Genomic DNA, 21,633 nt, shown 5'->3' with positions numbered 1-21,633 from the left:
GCGGATTGATTAAATAAAAAGGCTTTCCGAAAAAAGTACTATTTGCTATCATTTTGCTCTGTCATCCTGTTTGTGGAAGAATTCGCGCTTTATATTAAAGAAGAGATGCTTCACAATATTTTGACCATGCTTTGAACAAAGTTAATGACAGATTGATAGGATTTATTTATTTTTCGGATAGCCTTTTTTATATTATCTATTGATTCCGGTAATCCTTTGGAGATACACCGTATTGCTTTAAAAATTCTCGATAGAAATAAGATTTATTAGAGAATCCACATCTGAACATAATCTCGGATACAGTCAATTTAGTTGTCCTTAGTAGTTTGGCTGCATATTCCAGTCTGATGCCTCGTACAAACTCACTCGGAGTTTTATCTATTATTTCTTTGAACTTCCGATATAAAGTAGCTTTACTCACTCCTACGAACTCGGCAATAGAAGAAGGGCTTAATAACTCATCATCTATATTCTTTTTTATGAAATCTGTTACATTCTGTATTAACTCTTCGTCTTCTGGATGAAGCACAATCCCGTCTTTTACTTTCACAGAAGACATGCTGGAATTGAAGTAGTCCTTTAAAAGCATCTGCCTCGACAGCAAATTCTCTATTGCGGATATAACCTGCCTTGGGTGAAATGGTTTGACGATATAAGCATCTGCACCATGATTAAAGGCATTAATTTGGTCTTCTACGGAAGCTTTTGCCGATATTCCTATAATTGGAATATAGCTTGTTTTCAAATCGGATTTCAACTTATGAATTAGACTTAAACCGTCCATATTGGGCATGACAATATCACTTATAATAATATCAGGATGATTGTGTTCTATCTCTTTCAAAGCCTCCATCCCGTCTTTTGCTTCATGTATCACATAATTGGAGAGGACATCTTTCAGTAGGTCCCTGATGTTCTTTTCATCTTCCACTATCAGTATGACAGTGTCTTTGCGAGGAGATAAGTCGTCCTGCTCGTTTTTTTCTTTCTGCAACGAATCCTTTTCATCTGTTACAACAAGTGAATGATCGGATGGTAAAGGAGGAATTACAACTGAAAATTCTACATTTTTTCCTAGCTCACTGTTTACGCTTATCTGCCCACCTAATAATTCAACCAGGCTCTTTGTTAGATTTAAACCTATGCCATTACTTACAGAGTTACCCAATTTAGGAGTATCAAATATCTTATACTTATCAAATATCTCTGCCATCTGTTGCTCTGTTAACCCCTTACCTGAATTTCTTACAATCAGATATAAGGTTTTATCAGGTTCATTCTGTGATATTTCAACGTGAATATATCCATAACGAGGAGTATATTTGAAAGCATTCGATAGCAGATTGAATATAATTTTCTCCAAAGCATTGCGGTCGGAATATATCTCTGACGTATCATGCGTCTCTACCTTGAAGTCTATTTTATTCTCTTTTAGTATATCCACATAATTATTGGAAGCATATTCCATTAATGTTTTCACGTTCACACTTTCAGGATGCAAATTCATATTGCCCGATTTAGTTTTACGGAACTCCATTAACTCACTAATCAGCTTCTGCATCCTTTCGGCATTATTCTTTATTATTTGAAGATACTTCTTTGTGTTACTATCTAGCCCATTCTGTTCCAATAAGTGTTGTGCAGGTGTATAAATCAAAGTCAGTGGAGTAAAGAACTCATGTGCCACATTAGTGAAAAAGTTTAGCCGGGATTCATATATCTTCTGTTCATGCCGTTTCTCTATCTGGGCTATAAGAATCTGACGGCTTAACCGTATACGGTTTTTGATAACAGACTTTGTAATATAGAAGATAATAACGCATAATATGGTATAAATAATCAATGCCGGGACACTAAGCCACCACGGATAACCTACTTTTATGGTTAAGTGATAAATGTTATCTCCCCATACTTTGTCTCCATTCGTGCTCTTCACTTCAAATTGATATTCACCCGGAGGAAGTTGGGTAAAAATAATATTCGGATTATTACCCATTTCCACCCAATCAACCGAATGGTTCTTCAAGCGGTAAGCATATTCACAGTTTTCATTGTTAATAAAGTCTTTGGCTATGAAATTGAAAGTCATGAATCTTTCTTCGTAGCTAAGTTTCAACACTCCTTTTTTGATTCGTTCATTAATATCCTGCACCGTATTATATATCTTCAAACTACTTAATATAAGTGGAGGATTAAACTTGCGCAAATGTATATTTTGAGGATTGAAATAACTAAACCCGCTTACTCCTCCAAAATATAAGAAATTACGTTTATCCTTGAAGAAAGCTCCATCAGAGAATTCATCATTCTGCAATCCATCATTCAAAGTATAATTATCTATTTTATTGCTTCTTATATTCAAGCTGGACAACCCCTGGTTGGTACTGATCCATATATTTCCTTCATGATCTTTTAATATTCCGTGAATCGTTTTATTATTCAATTTCTCGTCGGCATATTGTATCAGATGAAAATCATTCTCCTCCTTTTTCAATTCGTTCAGTCCATAACTTGTCCCTATCCATATACCGGTATCATCACGCAGTAAACACAATACATCATTATTGGTGAGTAAAATCCGACTGTCTATATCCTCCAATGATTTTATGCCGTTATTTTTGATATTAATACAGTTTAAGCCTCCGCCACGTGTGCCAAACCATAACATATTGTCTTTCGGGTCGGATGTAATGGCATAAACAACATCGTTATTCAATGAGATATTCTTATCTGACGAGTTATATTGCCGGAATCCTTTAACGTGGTAGCGACCTTGTTCTCTGGAAATATTTATTTTGATTAAGCCATACCCTGATGTACCGATCCATAAAAGAGAATCATTATTCGTAAAATAAATGTTGTATACAGCCTTGAAGGGCGGGTATTTATCAGGTATCTCTAGTTTTTCCAATCGTCCTGTAGCGGCATTCAATATATTAATTCCGGTTCCTTCCGTTCCGATAAAAATATCATTGGCTTTATTTCTTTTCAATGCATAGACGGAATTGGATATCAATCCTTTACTCTCATTCAGATAATCTGCCAACTCTTTAGTTTCAGGATTCAACAGCTTTATTCCGCTTCCTTTTGTGCCTATCAGAATATTACCATCTTCATCCTCACAAAAACATCTCACAGGGTGGTTAGTGTGAATGGTTTCAAACAAAGAATCATAATGATAAAGCTGAATTAGTCCTTGTCCGTCCGTACCTATCCACAATATATTCTGGCTGCCGGAATAAAGAGTGAAAACTGACAACTGGTTGGAAAGTTCGTTCAGATAGGTAAAAGTATTCTTTCTTAAATCATAATTAATACAGCCACCTTCTATAAAGCTGACGAACATATTATCCTCTGCTAAAATAGCTTGCGATACAGGTTTGTTACTATCCAGTTCAATGTCTTGGGAAACTGTAAAGTCGGGATTCAAAAGGAAAATCCTGTTGTCTTTATTCAAGATAAATCTGCCTTCCGACAGAAATATTTTATCCACAGGAGTATGTATGCCGACTGTGCGTAAATCATCCTGCTTTCCTCCGTTCACAAGTAGATTATAACTCAAATATACAGAGCTTCCATTATTTAAAAGAAAAAGCACATGATCAGAATCACTCACAGAATAATCCTTTACATGACTTGCAAAGTCTGTGTTAATCGGATTAAACTCATCTTCAGAATCATTATAAACAAAGAAACCAAGCCCTTTTATAAGACAGATGATATCTCCTGCCGCACTCTTTCCTAAAATAAAAGACTTTTCCTGATTAGGTACTTTATTGTCTGTTCTCAAATAATACCTTGTTATCTGACGAGTTCGTTTATCTAACCGATTAACTCCATTATCTGTTGCTATCCATAAACTACCCTTACATTCAATAATCTGTCGGATAACGTTATTACTTATAGAATTCGGATTGTTTTTGCTATATCTGAATGTTGTAATTTCTCTTCCATTATACGCATTTAGTCCATCCCATGTCCCAATCCAGATCGTGTGTTCCTCATCTTCCAAAATACAGTTTACCGAGTTATTTGTCAGTCCGTTAACATTTGATATGTGTTTTGCTACATTAAATGCATAAGACTTTATGGGAGTAACAAATGCAATAATCAGAATAAAAATTATTTGTACGTATAAGATGTTTCTCATGTAAATGAATGTTATTTATACGGTTAGGATGATAGCAAATATAAGGAATTTATTTTATTCCACGCATATTTTTATCGGTAACAGAGGATTTATAAAATTATGGAATAATCCACCTGAACTACAAACGATAATCTATGATTTCACCGTCAACAACCAATTTTCCATGCTTCTTTATTTTCTTTGCCGAAGAAGGAATACAAACAATAGTGACGGCATTATCAGGGTCTAGGATAATGCTTGTTTCACCCATACAATTCTTCTTTATGTATTGCTTGGATACCAGATCATATAAGTCCGTAGGTTCAGTAAAGTGTTGATTCAAGGTTACTTCTTTGGCCTCAAAATAAGGATTGAATAAAAGATAAGTAGGATATTTTCTTGTGGAATAAAAGTCTGTGACATTGCAATCCAGTTGGAGAATACATTTTACATTAGTAGTATCTACAATAGAAGCTAACATGCCTACCCAAGCCGAACCATACAAGCAAATATCCGTAGCCGAAGACATGGTTTTTACTTGATCCCCAATAGCATAGGGGCCCTCATCGGACAATAATCCCTGGAACGGTTCAAAATGGTTGCCATGATACAAGTCCTTCCTCAATCCTTCATAGCAAATGACATGTTGAGGATCGCCTTCCCAAATGGAACTTGACTGGCGGTTGCGGGGGTGCTCGTCTGCATAAAATAAGCGACAGGCGTTTGCCAGGTTCAGCATCCATTTACCTATTGTGGAAGCATAAGCTGGGTTGTATTTTACAATTGGAACAAGTGCGGCAGCTTGTGAAAAGGTGTTCATGGCAAAAGCATATTGTTCATCCTTTTTTTGTCCTACCAATCCGTGTACGTCGTATTTGTTCCAACGCTCGCACATCACTCCCCATCCGTCACGGTCAGAGTTATTACCGTCAAAGCACCAGTTAAGCATTTTCAGTTCATCATAAGTGGTTCCAAGTTCCGCATTCATACGTACTGCCAGGTAAGCTCCGTAGGGCATCATTATCTCATAGAAAGTGCCTTCTTTTGAGGGACGGTTCTGCAAGAATGCCATGCATTGACGTGTAGCATTCAGATATTTTTTATCTCCGTATTTAATCCAGGAGATGTATTGCAACCAAGCAAGTCCTGCGGCTGCATCTGGTTCGCGCCATACTTTATTATGATACCCTTTGCGGTTCTTAAAGTTGAAGGCGGTGAAGTTGAAGTCCGGATATTCCCTGCCTTCACTCAAGTCTTGGATAGCAGAATACCAGTTGTCAACAGTGATCTTCATCGGCTCCTGCATCTCTGTTTTTTGAGGATATAAATCTACCAGCATAGAATAAGCCATTGCCGGCCATATCTCATACCAGAAACTTTCTCCGGCTTTTCTGTCGAGTCCGTTCAATATAAGATTTGTTCCATTCTTTTTGTTGAAGAATTGGCGTATCATCGATACATAATCTTTTCCGTCATCATTGCTTTTGTCTACTCCTATCAGACTTGCACTAATGAGTGATCCCATAGTGGGAAGAGACTCATAAGAGTTTCCTCCCAAACGTCTTTTATCTACGTAGCTTGGAAGTCCGAAAGTGCGGAATGGAAAGTTTATTTGAGAGTCGTCCCACCAGATAAGAGGTAAGTTCTGTCCTTTGGCGTTGAAATCGTAAAATAGTTTATCCTGCTTCGTTGTTATATCTTTCCAATTTTTCATTTTATAAGGGAAAGGTATGTTAGGCATATACTGTACTAAATGGATATCTTTTTGCTCTATCGGCTTTTGTGCTGACAGGTTGTTGAGAAAGAAAAAACCTGTTATGAGAAATAATAATGTCTTTTTCATGGTCAGTTGGTTGTTAAAAGAGGGCGGATTTTATAACCCGCCCCCTCATTTTATTCATATTAATAACCCGGATTTTGGGAAAGAATATTGTTACTCTTATCCCTTTCACCTTGTGGTATAGGAAACAGATAATCTCTGTCGTCCCTAAAATTGGCACCTTTCGATGTATTATATTTTGTTGCATAAGCACGCATCACGGTTCCGAAACGTTTTTGCCTCATTAGGTCATCCCGTCTCCAGCCTTCCATAGCCAATTCGCAGCGACGCTCCTTCCAAATGATTTCTTTTAGACGTTCTGGGTTCGTTTCTGTTATGTCGGGCAGGGTATTAGCTGTTGTAGCAGGAACATACGTCTGTTGATCTCTTCTCGGATCTATCGGATTAGTTTTGCGGGCTCTTTCTCTTACATCATTTAGGTAAGGAAGTGCAAGCCCTGGTTTTCCATTTTCGTTTAATACTTCGGCATACATTAAGAGGACATCGGAGTAACGGATCAAACGAATGTTGTAACTAATCATCCAGACGTCGAAACCTGTTTTTTCTATTGCTGGTACAGTCATTTTGTAATCATGATAACCGCTTGGAGATTCAGCGTTGTCTTGCGCTTCAGTATCACCTTTATATCTGTCACCAGTTTGTGTGAATACGTAGGTAATACGTGGGTCATCTGCGTCAAAGGCATTATAGAGATCTTGAGTCGGTACGTGAAATCCATATCCCTGATAACCGGAGATGCGTCTGCTTGTAAAGAAGTGGGGAACATTGGTACCTGTGGCAATGTTTTTATCATATACTTTGTTGGCAATCTCAAATACAGATTCCGAGCTGTTTTCATATTCAGTACGCCAGTTCATGCCGTAATCGCTCAACAATGTATAGTCTTTGTCTACTTCAATAATATCATGAAGTACAGTTTCGGCAGAGGCAAAATCACCTTTGAACATATATGTTTTAGCAAGCATTGTTTTTGCAAAGCCACGTGTTACACGATAAGCATCATCATCAGAGTAATCTCCTTTTGCGGGAAGTGCGGAGGCATCGGTTAAATCACTCACAATACATTCATATACCTTCTCCAATGGGGAACGGGGTATTTGCAGTATTTCAGCGGGTTGCATTGGCGTAGTGATTAAAGGAACTTCTCCGAATGTACTGACCAGGCAATAATAACCGAATGCTCTCAATGCTTTTGCCTCGTTTGCATAACGCGTCAATAGTTCTTCATTTCCTATTGCATTAGGGGCATAATAAATCACATCGTTACAGCGATTAATCAATCTGTACAGTATCTCCCAACGACGGCCTACTTCGCCATTAGTTGTGTAGACAGTAAAGTCGGACAAGTCGCGTACTTCGGCACGGTCACCGTCATTACCTCCTCCTTTTAGGGCATCATCAGTGCTACAATCACCTACAAAATAATGATTTAATGCATATTCATTCCAAGTTGTACGTAATTGAAGATAAGCTCCTGTCAAGGCTTGTTCAATATCGCTTTCCTTCTGATAATAATTATCGCTTGTGGTTTTACCATAACTTGGTTCGTCGAGAGAGCAGCTATATAACCCCACTCCGGCAAGAGCCCAGCATATTATATATAATATTTTTCTCATAATGTAATGTCTTTTTAGCTAGATTTAAAATTGCAAATTAACTCCAAAAGTGAATGTACGTGAAGACGGATAACGTGTAGTATCCACTCCCATATCCAATGGGTTATTGATACCCAGTTCCGGATCAAGCCCGGAATAACCGGTTAAAGTAAATATATTCTGACCGCTCACATAGAATCTACAACTTGAAAACAGTTTACTCTTCTGGCAAATGTGACTCGGCAGTGTATAACCTATTTGCAGATTTTGCAAACGTAGGTAAGAACCATTTTCCACATAGAAAGAAGAACCTCTCATATTATTGTTAGAATCAGAGTTGGTTATGCGTGGATATACAGCATCCAAATCTCCGTCTTTTGTCCATGCTTTTGTGTAAGCATCAGCCAAAGCGTTCTGACGTCCTGCTGAAGCAAGGCTTCCTTTAGCAACATTCCAGATGTCATTCCCAATAGTTCCCTGGAATGCCATACTTACATCAAAGTTCTTATAACTAAATCCTAAGTTGAAACCATAAATGAGGTCCGGATTAGGATCACCGATAAAAGTACGGTCATCATCATCATTCAATTCGCCTGATTCTCCTAATTTGGCAAATTTAAAATCACCCGGTTGTGCATTAGGTTGAATCTTGGTACCGTTCTTATCCACATAATTGTCTATTTCTTCCTGATTCTGGAATATTCCTATTTGCTTGTACCCCCAGAAACGTCCGATAGGACCTCCTACATAAGTACGGCTAGTATTCCCACTCAAATATTCCGATGTAAGTCTGGTTACCTCTGTTTTATAAGTAGACATGTTCAGTCCTACGTTGTAATTAAAGTCTTTTCCTATCTGGTTACGGTAGTTGACTACTATTTCAAAACCGGTATTCTTCAAGTCTCCCGCATTAAAGAAGGGGCTGTTAGGGAAGGCACCAAAAGAAGGAATAGGCATATTCAGCAACATGTCACTTGTCTTCTTTACATAAAAGTCCATGCTTACATCAAGACTGTTTCTAAAGAAGGACATATCTAAACCAACATTGGTTTGCTGACTGGTTTCCCATTTTATATCTGCATTTCCTACATAGGTTGGAACGTAACCTTGTGAGTATCCGTTTCCAAAGTACCACTGATTTTCATTATTGGTGCCAATCAACGTAAGAGGTGCGTCTCTGTCAATTCGTTGATTACCATTTTGTCCCCAACCTACACGCAGTTTTAAATTGGAAATTGTATTTTCAATGTTCAGGTTCTTAAAGAATTCTTCATTGCTCACTCTCCAACCTAATGAAACAGATGGGAAATAGCCCCAACGGTTACGTTTGGCGAATCTTGAAGAACCGTCGGCACGAAAATTGACTGTAGCAAGATATCTATCATCATATACATAATTAATACGTCCTAAGTACGACAGCATAGAAGATGTTTCTTTACCTCCTGAGGTGTTATCTCCAGCAGTTTGTGCATCAAGTATCTGATAGATTTCATCGTTACCTAAAGCCTTTCTCTTAAATGCATTAATACCTTCGCTGCTGTTCTTCTCATAGGTCATGGCAACCATTGCATCCAGTTTATGTCTGCCTATTGTAGTGTTGTAGTTAAGGCGTTGTTCCACCAGATAATTAGAAGTTACAGCGCTATTATTATTCAATTGAGTTTCTGTATTATATTTACTTTCCTGATTCGCTAAATTGTCCTCCGAAAAAGTAGATGAATAGACAGGACGGAAGTCTTTGAAAGTATCATGGTATCTTTCGAAGCTATACTGTACCCGATAGCTCAATCCTTTATACAATTTGATTTGGGCAAACACATTACCAAATACATTGAATATGTCATTGTATCTGTTAGGAAGTTCGAGCATGGCTACCGGATTAGGGTCATAAGACCACTCGGTAGGAGCATATTTGTTATATTCGTAATTTTCAGAAGACGGATCTACCAACGGGCTGATAACAGGAGTAAAAGGATCAGCTTTTTGAATGAAATCGAATGAAGGAATTGCTCCTGCATCACGCTTTCTTATCTTTGCCAGATTGACATTGGTGCCAACCGTGATAAATTTGTTGATATCATATTCAAGATTCGCCTTAAGTGAAAGTCTCTTGAATTCAGTAGTAATGATCGCACCTTGATCATCTACATATCCTAAACTAAAAGAAGATCTTGAATTATCTGTTCCTTTACGAATACTCAGATTATAGTTCTGGTTAAAAGCTGTACGAGTTACTTCATTCCACCAGTTGGTATTATAACCCTTCTGATACTGATTGGTAAACTTATCCTTCATTGAATTTTGAAAGCTTTCATCTTTTTCATATGCTTTCATTATGAAGTTATAATATTGGTCGCTGTTCATCATGTTCAATGCTTTATAACTGTTTTTCACACCTACATAAGCATCCAATGTTACAGTTGTTTCACCTTTCACCCCTCCCTTCGTAGTAATGAGAATAACCCCATTGGAGCCTCTTGAACCGTAAATAGCGCAAGCTGAAGCATCTTTTAATACTTCCATACGTTCAATATCAGAGGGATTCAAACTGCTAATGTTATCCATGAACTGACCATCAACTACGTACAATGGATTGTTATCATTTACAGTACCTAAACCTCTCACGCGAATAACTGCATCCGATCCCGGTTGGCCGGAACTGGCGGCAACAAATACTCCGGCTGCCTTACCTGTAAGTAGTTCAGAGGCATTAGATACTGCATAGTTCTTAATATCCTTACTACTTATAGAAGCCAAGGCACCGGTAAGGTCACTCTTTCTTTGAGTACCGTAACCAATAACTACAACCTCATCCAATTTATTATCGGACAATAGATTTACATTGTACGTTCCGCTATTTGTTACATTTACAATTTCAGTTTTAAAACCTACGTATGAGAATGAAACCTTATTTGACGATACTTTCAATGTATATCTGCCGTCAAAATCTGTGATAGTACCATTGGTCGTTCCCACTTCAAGAACAGAAACTCCAATTAAAGCCTCTCCGGTATTACTGTCGTATACCACACCTGAAATACTCTTGGTTTGCTGTGCAAAGACATTTGTGCAAACAGCAAGAATAAGAATTAGTAATAATAAATGCTTACTCATAGTTTATACACTTAGATTTAATTATATGAAATGATATTTTGTTTATTCGCAATAATCTTACCATCTTTCAGTTCTAATTCTGTTCCGGCGGGAAGTTCCACAATAACTCTTGCGTCATTGGCCGGAATCTCAACAGAACCATTTGCCTTTATATTTTTTGCTATATATTCTTTGGCAACAATATCAAACAAGTCACATGGCTGGGTAGCCTGATAAGTAATGGTTTTGGCCTCTTTATGAGGATTATAATAGAGATAGACCGGATAAGGTTTCTCTACATAGAAGTCTGTGACATTGCAATCCAGCTGGAGAATACCTTCCACATTTGTTTGACAAACAATTGCGCCCAAAATGCCGACAGGAGAAGAGCTATAAACGCTAAACATACTTTCCGTCGGATTACCTTTTATCCATTTGGGACCATCGCCAATTGCAACCGGGCTAACCCCTTTTAATGACTCTTTCCCATAGTCATCCGTCTTTCGTAAACCTTCATAAGAAACATTGTCATACGTAATGTCCTTCAATTCTGGAGCCCATTGATGTTTTTCATCTATTTCCCCCGGATAGAATAAACGACACGCACTTGCATTGTTCAGCATCCACTTGCCGATAGCCTTTGCATATTGAGGTTGATATTTCACCATCGGAATGAAGGGCCAGGCGGGTTTGATACTGTTCATGAGGAATGCATATCCTCCGCTGTCTGTGATGCTTCCTTGCAGACCACTTACATCATATTCACCCCATTTTCCTACAATAATTCCCCAACCGGTTCTTCCCGCAGGGCTTTTACATCCGTCAAATACCCAATCAAGAAGTTTGGATACATCATAGTTGGCTCCCTCTACCGCATTCAAATAGGCTGCCGTATAAACTCCAAGTGGTAAAAGAGCCTCGTAAAAACGACTTTCTTTTTGGGTAAGGAGGGCTTCGATGGCACTCTTACTATGTTGTAGATAACGTGGGTCACCAAACTTATGATAAGCGCATAACAATACATAAGCATGACCACCGGCGGCGTCTTGTTGCAATGGAATATTATTGACCATTCCCTTCATTTGTGCATAATCAAAATAAGAGTAATCGTAATTTCCATTCAATACCGAATCTGCTTTAACAAATTGTTCCGCAATGCTTTTTTGTATCTTCTCTGCCCCGTCTACATCGGGGAAAACATCACATATAGCATAATATAAAGCATTGGGTAATACATCATACCACCAGTCACGACCATAGCCTCCTCCTAAAAGGGCTACTGACGGAGTCGTATTGTTCATTACTATATTCCATCCGTTATCAGAATTGAAATAATTCTGCACCATTTTTACGTAGTTATATCCGTCTTGATTAGTCTTATCAATCCCTACAAGACCAGCACCAAGAATAGCCGCCAATGAATTCAGACTTTCATGGAACTCTCCGTTATTGACATCCTTTCCCTGACGAATATCTTTAATGGCGGTATATAAACCAAATGTAGTTTGGTCAATATTTCTGCGGGCATCATCTAACCAAATTAATGGTCCGACTTCGCTTTTATTATTCCAGTCAAAAATAAACTGGTCATACATTTTTGCTTTTTGCTTCCAGTCCAGCATTTTATAAGTTTCAGGCATATCAGGCATAGAGTCTACCCTATGGATGGAAACCTGTTCTACCTTTTCTCCAAAGTTATTTCCGTTGCTTGAGCAAGATGCCAGAAAACAAACGGCGATAAGTAAAAAAAGACCTTTACTTCTCATTCTCATGTTCAATAATATCTGTTTGATTAGTAATATTCTTAGCTAAAGGATATGCCGCTAATTGTAATCCGGCAACAATCACCAGCGCATATTTTAATGCAAAATCTTGCGATACACAATAAGCAAGGAAGATAAACAGTAGTAAGCCGAAAGCTCTTCCAAGGAAAAGACCGAACTCGTGACTCAGGATATATGCATACTCGTTTCTATTCTCAATCTTTGCAACTGCATCAATTGTTCTCATCATAATGGGAAAATAAGCCAAGTCGAACAAAGGTTGGAATATCACTTTGCAAAGCACAAAAAGGATCACTCCTGTAGCAGAGAAGAGAACGCCGTTAAATAGTGTACCGACAAAGAATATGATTAATCCTCCTACAAAAATTTTCAAACGGTCTTCCGGGCGGGCCATACGTCCTAATACATACACCAAGACAGCAGTCAATGCTCCGCTAACTCCCTGTATCAATCCCAAAGCTCCTTCATTTCCTACCAGCTTCAACACTAATATAGCTGGGGCCGTTACTAAAAAACCTTGTACCATTCCTTTCAATGCGGCTAGCCAAAGCATCTTTTTCCAAAGAATGTTGAAGCGGAAATAGAGGAAGTTCGTTTCTTTGGGGTTCTCAAATTTACCTTTCCACAGTGTCATACAGGCGATAACAGTAACAACTACTGCTGCCATAGTAACCACACAGTAAGAAGTATTGATGTTGAAGAGGAATCCAAAAACTTCTTTTCCATCTATCTGGCTGATAAATGCACCAATAATTAAAGGAACACCGATGGAGCTAATAGAAAAGAAGAAAGACTCTAGTCCGAAGAAATAGTTACGGCTATTATCGTTGGTATTATAGAGAGCCAGTAAGTATCGGTTGGTCCAGAAGAAACCTGAAGCTGCTCCCATTAAAAAACCGGCCAGACCAAGTTCTATGAAACCAAGTGAATTAATAGCCATCATACCGAACATGGAAATGCCACTTACTAAGATTCCTACAGAATAAAGCGTCTTCACACTGTATTTTTTTAGTAGATAACCGTTAACAAAAGAGGTCGTAATGATACCTATATACATTGCCAGCTGATAAAAAGCAACCATTACCGGATCGCTCGTGTTCCTCATGATATAGGCTCCCACAAAGATTTCTACTATCGGTAGTACCAATGCATAAAGCATATTGGTAACCAACAGTGTTCTCATGTTAGGTTCCTGTTGCTTAAAGAACAGATATTCTTTTTTCAGTTTATTCATTACTTCTCTTGTGTCTGTTTTAATACATTTAATATCTCTGAAATAGAAAGCTCTGCTTTGCAAATCACTTCATCGCTTGCTCCATAATACATGGTTATCGTATCGCCGTCCACGAAATGACCATTAGTGAAAACAACATTTCCGAAGAAACCTGTTTGCTCATAAGCTGCGATAGGTTCCATGATAGGTTCTTCACTTCTTGCAATCACTTGCGACGGATCATTTAAATCGAGTAATAAAGCTCCCAAGCAATAACGGTGATTAAAATCGGCTCCATGATAAATCTCCAGCCAGCCTTCTTCTGTCTTTATTGGAGCAGCTCCTGCCCCTATACGTGCACAATCCCACATTCCGTCACGAGTGGTTGCTACACATTTGTGGTTTCCCCAGTGCAAGCGGTCGGGCGATTCTGCCAACCATATGTAATTGCCACCAAGTTCAGGACTACTGGGGCGATGAAGAGCAAAATACTTGTCACCTATCTTCTGTTCAAACAATGCACAATCTTTATTATGCGGTGGGAATATCATCCCATGCCGTGTATAGTTTTTCCAATCATTGGTGTGAATCAGTCCAACCCCTACAGCTACCGATGATACTTCTGTGAAAGTAAGGTAAAAGCCATCTTCGGTTGTTGCAACACGACAATCCTCAATGCCGAATGCTTCCAGCTCTCCTTTTCCGAAAATAGGTGGAAATTCCGGTTCATCTTTGAAGTGAATACCGTCGGTACTTGAAACCAGACGTAAGTAAGACATCGTGGTCAGGTAATTCTTTCCTTTGTAACCGATAACGCGTGGGTCTGAAGCATCCAAATCGGGATCATTCTTTAAAAACGAAACCACTTCTATTTTTCCTTTTTCATTATATATAGGAAAACTGATAATTCCTTCTTTCTGTATAGGTCTTTCTGCGACGCGTAAAAGTAACCAAATTTTGCCTTGATATTTGAAAACTCCGGGATTTAACAAACATGTAATTTCCATTCCGTTGATTCCCGCTTTTAAATCTTTTGGAGCCAGTAGGGGGTTCTGCTCACATCTTTTAGCTATATCCATAATATTTCGATTAGTGATTATTTCTGTGAGCAAAAGTATGGGATGAGAGACAGGAAAGCGTTTACTATATTCTCAAAGAAGTGTACACATGCTCAAGAACATGTTTTTAAGAGAGTGATATTCAGGGACAATTTTAGAATAGACAGAGATATTCGTACTTACATGCTATTGTTGCGTAAATGCTTGTTTTACAGTTTGATAAGTGGCGTTCTGAAGTGTATTATATTCTCATAAATGTATAGTATAGTTTCTTTGAGGAGTGAAAAGAAACGTATCAAGATAAAAAGACAAGAGGCTAAACTCAAAAATATAATTTGAGAAAGCCTCTTGTTTCTTTATTTTTAATAAGAATAATACTGTAAATTCTATTTCTTTGCATGCGGATAATCAATCGTATAATGCAATCCGCGACTCTCCTTACGCTCCATTGCCTGACGCATAATCAGATAACCCACGTTCACCATATTACGCAATTCGCAGATTTCTCTGGACGCTACGCTGCGCTTGAACAAGCTTTCAGTTTCCTCGTAGATAATATCCAGTCTGTCCCACGCCCGTTTCAGACGGAGGTCGCTGCGGACAATACCTACATAAGTACTCATAATCTGGTTCACTTCCTTCATGCTCTGCGTAATGAGCACCATTTCTTCCGGTGAGCGGGTTCCCTCATCATTCCATTCGGGAATATCTTCATTATAAGAATATTGATCGACCGCTTGCAGACTGTGTTTGGCAGCAGCGTCGGCATATACCACTGCTTCAATCAATGAGTTTGAAGCCAGGCGGTTACCTCCGTGTAATCCCGTGCAGGAACATTCTCCCACGGCATAAAGACGTTCGATGGAAGATTGTCCGTCCAGGTCGACAAGGATACCTCCGCAGAGATAGTGAGCGGCCGGGGCTACCGGAATATAATCTTTAGTGATGTCGATGCCCAGGCTAAGACATTTCTCGTAAATATTAGGGAAATGTTTCTTTGTTTCTTCGGGATCTTTGTGGGTAACATCCAGATATACATGGTCGTCTCCACGATTCTTCATCTCGTTGTCGATGGCACGTGCCACGATGTCACGGGGAGCCAGGGAAAGACGGGGGTCGTATTTCTGCATGAACTCTTTGCCATCCATGGTGCGCAGTACGCCTCCGTAGCCGCGCATCGCTTCCGTTATCAGGAAAGAAGGGCGATCTCCCGGGTGATACAGGGCGGTAGGATGGAACTGTACAAACTCCATATCCTTCACCGTACCTTTGGCACGATACACCATAGCGATACCGTCTCCGGTAGCGACTAGCGGGTTAGTGGTCGTTTTATAAACGGCTCCTACTCCACCGGTAGCCATCAATGTCACTTTCGCAAGATACGTATCTACTTTTCCCGTTTTCGGATCGAGGATATAAGCGCCGTAGCATTTAATATCCGGTGTCTGACGGGTTACGGTAACCCCCAGATGATGCTGTGTCAGGATTTCAATGGCAAACTGGTTTTCGATGACCGTGATATTCGGATGCCGTTGCACGGCTTTAATCAGACTGTCCTGAATCTCTGCTCCTGTATTGTCTTTATGGTGAAGAATACGGAACTCCGAGTGTCCTCCTTCGCGGTGCAAGTCAAATTCGCCTTTCTCGTTTTTGTCAAAGTCCACTCCCCATTTAATCAGTTCTTCAATTTGTGCGGGAGCTTCGCGCACTACCTTTTCTACTGCGGCACGGTTGCTGATCCAGTCGCCTGCAATCATCGTATCTTCGATGTGCTTGTCGAAATTATCCACCAGAAGGTTGGTGACGGAGGCTACCCCTCCTTGGGCGAAGTACGTGTTGGCCTCCTCCAGCCCGCTTTTACAGATAAGAGCAACTTTACCTTTGTGCGCCACTTTCAGCGCAAAACTCATACCGGCAATTCCGGAACCGATAACGAGGAAATCGAATTTTCTTACCATAATCTTGTTATTTCTCACCGCAAAGCTACAAAATAAGTTACTTCGTTGTACTTTTCGTTGTCACTAATTCATAAAATTGCTACCTTGCAGGCAAAAATCTGACAAAATGAATCGAATTTTCCATGCCCGCATCGCCTGGTACCAATATTTCCTGTTGGTAGTGCTTACTGTGAATGCCGTCGGCGCATTGTGGTGTAAATATATCTTGGTAGCCGTACTGTTCATGCTTATGCTGATTGTAGTAATCGAGCAGATTATACACACTGCTTATACATTGACTACAGACGGTAATCTGGAGGTTTCACGCGGCCGTTTTATTCGTAAGAAGGTAATTCCGCTTTCCGAAATCACCACAGTAAGGAAATACCATTCCATGAAGTTCGGTAGTTTTTCGGTGACGGATTATATCTTGATAGAATATGGAAAAGGGAAGTTTGTTTCGGTGATGCCTGTCAAGGAACGGGAATTTGCGGAACTGCTCGAAAAGAGAATGTTCGCAAAGAAGATAAAAGGGCTGGAGACAATAGACTCTGTAGATTCTCAAGAGGATGAACCATAGCGTGTTTTGATAATAATGAAAAGATTAACTGATTATATACTATGAAATATCAAGTAATTATCATCGGTGGCGGTCCTGCGGGATATACGGCTGCCGAAGCTGCCGGTAAAGGCGGTTTGAGCGTATTGCTTATCGAAAAGAATAGTCTGGGAGGTGTCTGTCTGAATGAAGGCTGTATTCCTACGAAAACGTTGCTGTATTCGGCAAAGACTTATGACAGTGCAAAACATGCGTCAAAGTATGCAGTCAATATCCCGGAAGTCTCTTTCGATTTGCCTAAGATTATAGCACGTAAAAGTAAGGTAGTGCGTAAACTGGTGCTGGGAGTGAAAGCAAAGCTGACTGCCAACAATGTGACGATCGTATCGGGAGAAGCACAGATCATTGATAAAAATACAGTTCGTTGCGGAGAAGAGACTTACGAAGGGGAGAACCTGATACTTTGTACAGGCTCGGAAACCTTTATTCCCCCTATTCCCGGAGTGGATGCAGTGAACTACTGGACGCACAGGGATGCTTTGGATAGTAAGGAATTGCCGGCTTCTCTCGCCATTGTCGGTGGCGGAGTGATCGGGATGGAGTTTGCATCGTTCTTCAACAGTTTGGGAGTACAGGTGACGGTGGTTGAGATGATGGACGAAATTCTGGGTGGAATGGATAAAGAGCTTTCCGCCTTGCTCCGTGCGGAATATGCCAAACGAGGTATTAAATTCCTGCTTGGTACGAAAGTTGTCGGCTTGTCGCAAACGGAAGAAGGAGCTGTTGTCTCTTATGAAAATGCAGAGGGAAACGGTAGTGTCGTTGCAGAAAAGCTGTTGATGAGCGTCGGTCGCCGTCCTGTGACGAAAGGTTTCGGACTCGAAAACCTGAATCTGGAGAAAACAGAGCGTGGCACTATCAGAGTCAATGAAAAGATGCAGACTTCTGTATCGGGTGTGTATGTGTGTGGTGACCTGACAGGATTCTCTTTGCTCGCCCATACGGCCGTTCGTGAGGCAGAAGTTGCCGTACATTCCATTTTGGGGAAAGAAGACACCATGAGCTACCGGGCTATTCCGGGCGTAGTCTATACCAATCCGGAGATTGCCGGAGTGGGTGAAACGGAGGAATCGGCCTCAACGAAAGGAATCAATTATCAGGTTATCAAACTTCCGATGGCTTACTCCGGCCGTTTTGTGGCGGAGAATGAAGGTGTGAACGGAGTTTGCAAAGTACTGCTGGATGAACAGCAACGGGTGATTGGCGCTCATGTATTGGGAAATCCCGCTTCGGAGATTATCACTCTTGCGGGGACTGCCATTGAACTCGGACTGACGGCAGCACAATGGAAAAAGATTGTTTTCCCGCATCCCACGGTAGGAGAAATCTTCCGCGAGGCTTTATAAACGGATTCTGATATCTGACATTGTGCATTGATTAAGATACTTATCTGATTCATGGACTAGGATATCTCACTTATAAAATCGAATAGATGATGAAAAAATATATAATCACTCCGGTCTTATTGACAATAGCTTGTATGGTGATGTGTCATTGTACATTCAACCGTAAAGCGTCAGTTGCTGCAAATGAATATTTGATTCAGGGCGAACTGGCTAATCTTCCCGACAGCATTGTGATTGGTCTGTATGAGGAAGACGGAAGTATTCTCAACTGTGTATGGAGAGATACGCTTATGAACGGGCAGTTCTCTTTCCGCGACACGGTTTCTACCACGCGGAAAATGCTGATTATGTCTGATAACCGGGGCTTCCCGGGTACATGGCTGGAAGTGTGGATCGCACCGGGAGAATACATCGAAATCAAAGGGCAGGACAAACTAGTGAAAACATGGGAAGTAGTAAGCGATGTGCCGGAACAGCAGGAAGAAAACCGCTTTACGGCTTGCGCGATGGCCCAACAGAAAGAACTGATGCAGCACATGGCGGCAGAATATGACTGGCAACGGATGATGTTCATAGATCATCCGGGCGACCGGGAGTTTGAAAGTCAGGCCTGGGCCAAGATAGATTCTATCCGGAAACTGTCAATGCCGTTGCAGCAGGAAATCTGGAAAAAGGAAATGGAATACATGGAAGAAGCGCCCGTCTCCCCGGTATGGATGGACAGGTTATTGCTATTTGCTTCCATGATGAAATATGAAACCATCATGCCTTATAAAGAAGAGGTGAAAAAACTCTATGCCCGGATGTCGGAAGCCGATAAGCAAACGGATGACGGACAGGAGATTACAGCCTATGTTTTTCCTCCCTCTACGGTGGGAATTGGAGATATGATGGTGGATGGGGACTTGTATGATGTGAATGGTTCTCTCCGTCATATTTCAGAGTTCAAGGGGAAGTTCATCTTGCTCGACTTCTGGAGTAGCGGGTGTAGTCCTTGTGTGGAGTCGATACCCGAAATGGAGAAGGTGATGGATCTGTATAAGGATAAAATGACTGTGATTAGTATTAGTGAGGACCCGAAAGCACGTTGGAAAGAGTATATCAAGACGAAAGGAATGGGCGGTAACCAGTGGAACGAACTTCGTAAAGGACGTACCGGTCTTGCCCTGAACTATCAGGTACGGGGAATCCCTCATTATGTATTGATTGCCCCTGATGGAAAAATCCAGGATGTATGGTCCGGCTATGGCTCCGGTTCGCTTCTTGGACAGGTAGAGAAAAACTTGAAATAGATAGATGTAAGATACTATCATTTGTTGATGTCATAAACAGTGTTGTATGAAAAAAAGTTTTTTGTTAGTCGCCCTTTCTGTTTGTTTGTTGCCACTTTGGGGGCAACAGAATTTCTCCCGGATAGATTCGCTTATCAAGAAGATGCTCCCCGAAGCATCCGAAGTCGGCATATCCGTCTACGACCTGACGGCTAAGAAATCGCTTTATAACTATCGTGCGGAGAAACTTTCCCGTCCTGCCTCTACCATGAAGCTGCTGACGGCCATTACCGCACTCTCCCGCCCCGAAGCCAACGAGCCTTTCCGCACGGAAGTATGGCACGATGGCGTGATAGAACATGACACCTTGCAAGGCAACCTGTATGTGGTAGGCGGATTTGATCCGGAATTTGACAGCCAGTCGATGGATTCATTGATAGAAGAGGTAATCACTTTTCCTTTTTCGGTCATTAACGGTCAGGTATATGGTGACGTCTCAATGAAAGACTCCCTTTATTGGGGCAGCGGATGGGCCTGGGACGATACGCCTGCGGGTTATCAGCCTTATCTCTCTCCATTGATGTTCTGCAAAGGGACTGTACAGGTCTCCGTAGTTCCCTCCACCGTGCAGGGCGATGCGGCAAGTGTTTCCTGCCAACCTGTATCTTCTTATTATACAGTAACGAATCAGACAAAGACACGCACTTCTTCTGCCGGGAAATTCTCTTTCACGAGAGATTGGCTGACGAATGGAAACAATCTCCTTGTTTCGGGCAATGTCACTTCGATCCGGAAAGATGATGTCAACATCTACGATTCCCCCCGTTTCTTTATGCACACTTTCCTGGAACGCCTTCGTGGGAAAGGAATCACCACTCCCCAGTCGTATGGCTTTGCCGAATTGCCTCGCGACAGTGTGAGAGTGGAGCGTATGGCTTGCTGGAACACTTCCGTGCAGAAAGTGCTGAACCAGTTGATGAAAGAGAGTGATAACCTCAATGCGGAAGCATTTCTCTGTCGCCTGGGAGCGCAGGCTACGGGAAAGAAGCAAGTAGCTGCCGAAGATGGCATTGTCGAAATAATGAAGCTGATCCGCTGCCTGGGGCATGATCCGAAAGACTATAAGATTGCCGACGGTTGCGGATTGTCTAATTATAATTACCTCTCCCCTGCTCTGCTGGTCGACTTTCTAAAATATGCGTACTCGCAAACAGAAGTGTTTCAGATGTTGTATAAATCACTTCCCGTTGGCGGGGTGGACGGAACTTTAAAATTCCGGATGAAAGGTACTCCTGCTTTCCGGAATGTTCATGCCAAAACAGGCTCGTTTACGGCAATAAATGCGCTTGCAGGCTATCTGAAGATGAAGAACGGGCATGAAGTGGCATTTGCCATTATGAACCAGAATGTGCTTTCGGCTGCTAAAGCGAGAGCGTTTCAGGATAAGGTGTGTGAGGTGATTATCGGGCGATAATCGATAGTGGTCGTGTCAATTATTGCTGTCAATGATGAATAGACAAATTACGGCAGCAACCGAACCTGCCTGACCCGAATGTTGAGTGTCATGCTGCAAAACGGGATGACCGTTGCAGCGGGTAAATATCTCTGCATCTGCTGGCAACTACGTCTAGCAGGTAAATGTTTCAGAGCGGCTGGATAAAAAATGTATTCTGTTATGTAGGTCGGCGGCATTGCTGCCGCTTTCCCCATTAAGAACTGTACGTGCGACTTTCACCGCATACAGCTCC

The 21,633-nt window shown here is 40.9% G+C and carries 12 protein-coding genes; 4 read left to right on the top strand and 8 right to left on the bottom strand.

The window, feature by feature from the left end:
* Positions 1 to 196 precede the first annotated feature (196 nt).
* The 8 genes from I2I13_RS02620 to nadB all read right to left on the bottom strand — a co-directional run bounded on the left by I2I13_RS02620 (position 197) and on the right by nadB (position 16,670).
* Complete coding sequence (locus I2I13_RS02620; RefSeq protein ID WP_195648675.1) at positions 197 to 4,150, bottom strand: hybrid sensor histidine kinase/response regulator transcription factor; 3,954 nt, start codon at positions 4,148 to 4,150, stop codon at positions 197 to 199.
* A gap of 118 nt (positions 4,151 to 4,268) precedes the next feature.
* Positions 4,269 to 5,972: a hypothetical protein gene (locus I2I13_RS02615; protein WP_195648674.1), complete on the bottom strand. Its 1,704-nt coding sequence runs from the start codon at positions 5,970 to 5,972 to the stop codon at positions 4,269 to 4,271.
* A 59-nt stretch (positions 5,973 to 6,031) separates the two neighbouring features.
* Positions 6,032 to 7,585: a RagB/SusD family nutrient uptake outer membrane protein gene (locus I2I13_RS02610; RefSeq protein ID WP_148367723.1), complete on the bottom strand. Its 1,554-nt coding sequence runs from the start codon at positions 7,583 to 7,585 to the stop codon at positions 6,032 to 6,034.
* Positions 7,586 to 7,609: 24 nt separating this feature from the next.
* Positions 7,610 to 10,678, bottom strand: coding sequence for a TonB-dependent receptor (locus I2I13_RS02605; RefSeq protein ID WP_148367724.1), 3,069 nt, complete (start codon positions 10,676 to 10,678; stop codon positions 7,610 to 7,612).
* A 17-nt stretch (positions 10,679 to 10,695) separates the two neighbouring features.
* Complete coding sequence (locus I2I13_RS02600) at positions 10,696 to 12,429, bottom strand: hypothetical protein (RefSeq protein WP_195648673.1); 1,734 nt, start codon at positions 12,427 to 12,429, stop codon at positions 10,696 to 10,698.
* Positions 12,413 to 13,675: an MFS transporter gene (locus I2I13_RS02595; protein WP_148367726.1), complete on the bottom strand. Its 1,263-nt coding sequence runs from the start codon at positions 13,673 to 13,675 to the stop codon at positions 12,413 to 12,415. Before I2I13_RS02595 ends, I2I13_RS02600 begins: the two co-directional genes overlap by 17 nt.
* Positions 13,675 to 14,733 carry a glycoside hydrolase family 130 protein gene (locus tag I2I13_RS02590; protein ID WP_148367727.1) on the bottom strand — a complete coding sequence of 353 codons (1,059 nt, stop codon included), beginning with the start codon at positions 14,731 to 14,733 and terminating at the stop codon, positions 13,675 to 13,677. The genes I2I13_RS02595 and I2I13_RS02590 overlap by 1 nt, the downstream gene beginning before the upstream one ends.
* 365 nt (positions 14,734 to 15,098) lie before the next feature.
* Positions 15,099 to 16,670: an L-aspartate oxidase gene (gene nadB / locus I2I13_RS02585; RefSeq protein ID WP_148367728.1), complete on the bottom strand. Its 1,572-nt coding sequence runs from the start codon at positions 16,668 to 16,670 to the stop codon at positions 15,099 to 15,101.
* A gap of 106 nt (positions 16,671 to 16,776) precedes the next feature.
* Here nadB and I2I13_RS02580 point away from each other — a divergent pair, with 106 nt between their 5' ends.
* The 4 genes from I2I13_RS02580 (at position 16,777) to dacB (ending at position 21,359) form a co-directional block, all read left to right on the top strand.
* Complete coding sequence (locus I2I13_RS02580) at positions 16,777 to 17,229, top strand: PH domain-containing protein (RefSeq protein ID WP_148367729.1); 453 nt, start codon at positions 16,777 to 16,779, stop codon at positions 17,227 to 17,229.
* Positions 17,230 to 17,270: 41 nt separating this feature from the next.
* Entirely contained in the window at positions 17,271 to 18,614 is a 1,344-nt protein-coding gene (gene lpdA / locus I2I13_RS02575; protein ID WP_195648672.1) for a dihydrolipoyl dehydrogenase, read from the top strand.
* 89 nt (positions 18,615 to 18,703) lie between these two features.
* Positions 18,704 to 19,906: a TlpA disulfide reductase family protein gene (locus I2I13_RS02570; RefSeq protein WP_148367744.1), complete on the top strand. Its 1,203-nt coding sequence runs from the start codon at positions 18,704 to 18,706 to the stop codon at positions 19,904 to 19,906.
* Positions 19,907 to 19,952: 46 nt separating this feature from the next.
* On the top strand, positions 19,953 to 21,359 hold the full coding sequence (gene dacB, locus I2I13_RS02565; RefSeq protein WP_195648671.1) for a D-alanyl-D-alanine carboxypeptidase/D-alanyl-D-alanine-endopeptidase: 1,407 nt from the start codon (positions 19,953 to 19,955) through the stop codon (positions 21,357 to 21,359).
* The last annotated feature ends 274 nt before the right edge of the window (positions 21,360 to 21,633 follow it).

Source organism: Bacteroides sp. D55t1_190419_B8 (genome assembly GCF_015558905.1).
Taxonomy (GTDB): Bacteria; Bacteroidota; Bacteroidia; order Bacteroidales; family Bacteroidaceae; genus Bacteroides; species Bacteroides vicugnae.
Note: the sequence above shows the minus strand (reverse complement) of the source record. Positions and strands in the feature narration are given on the sequence as shown.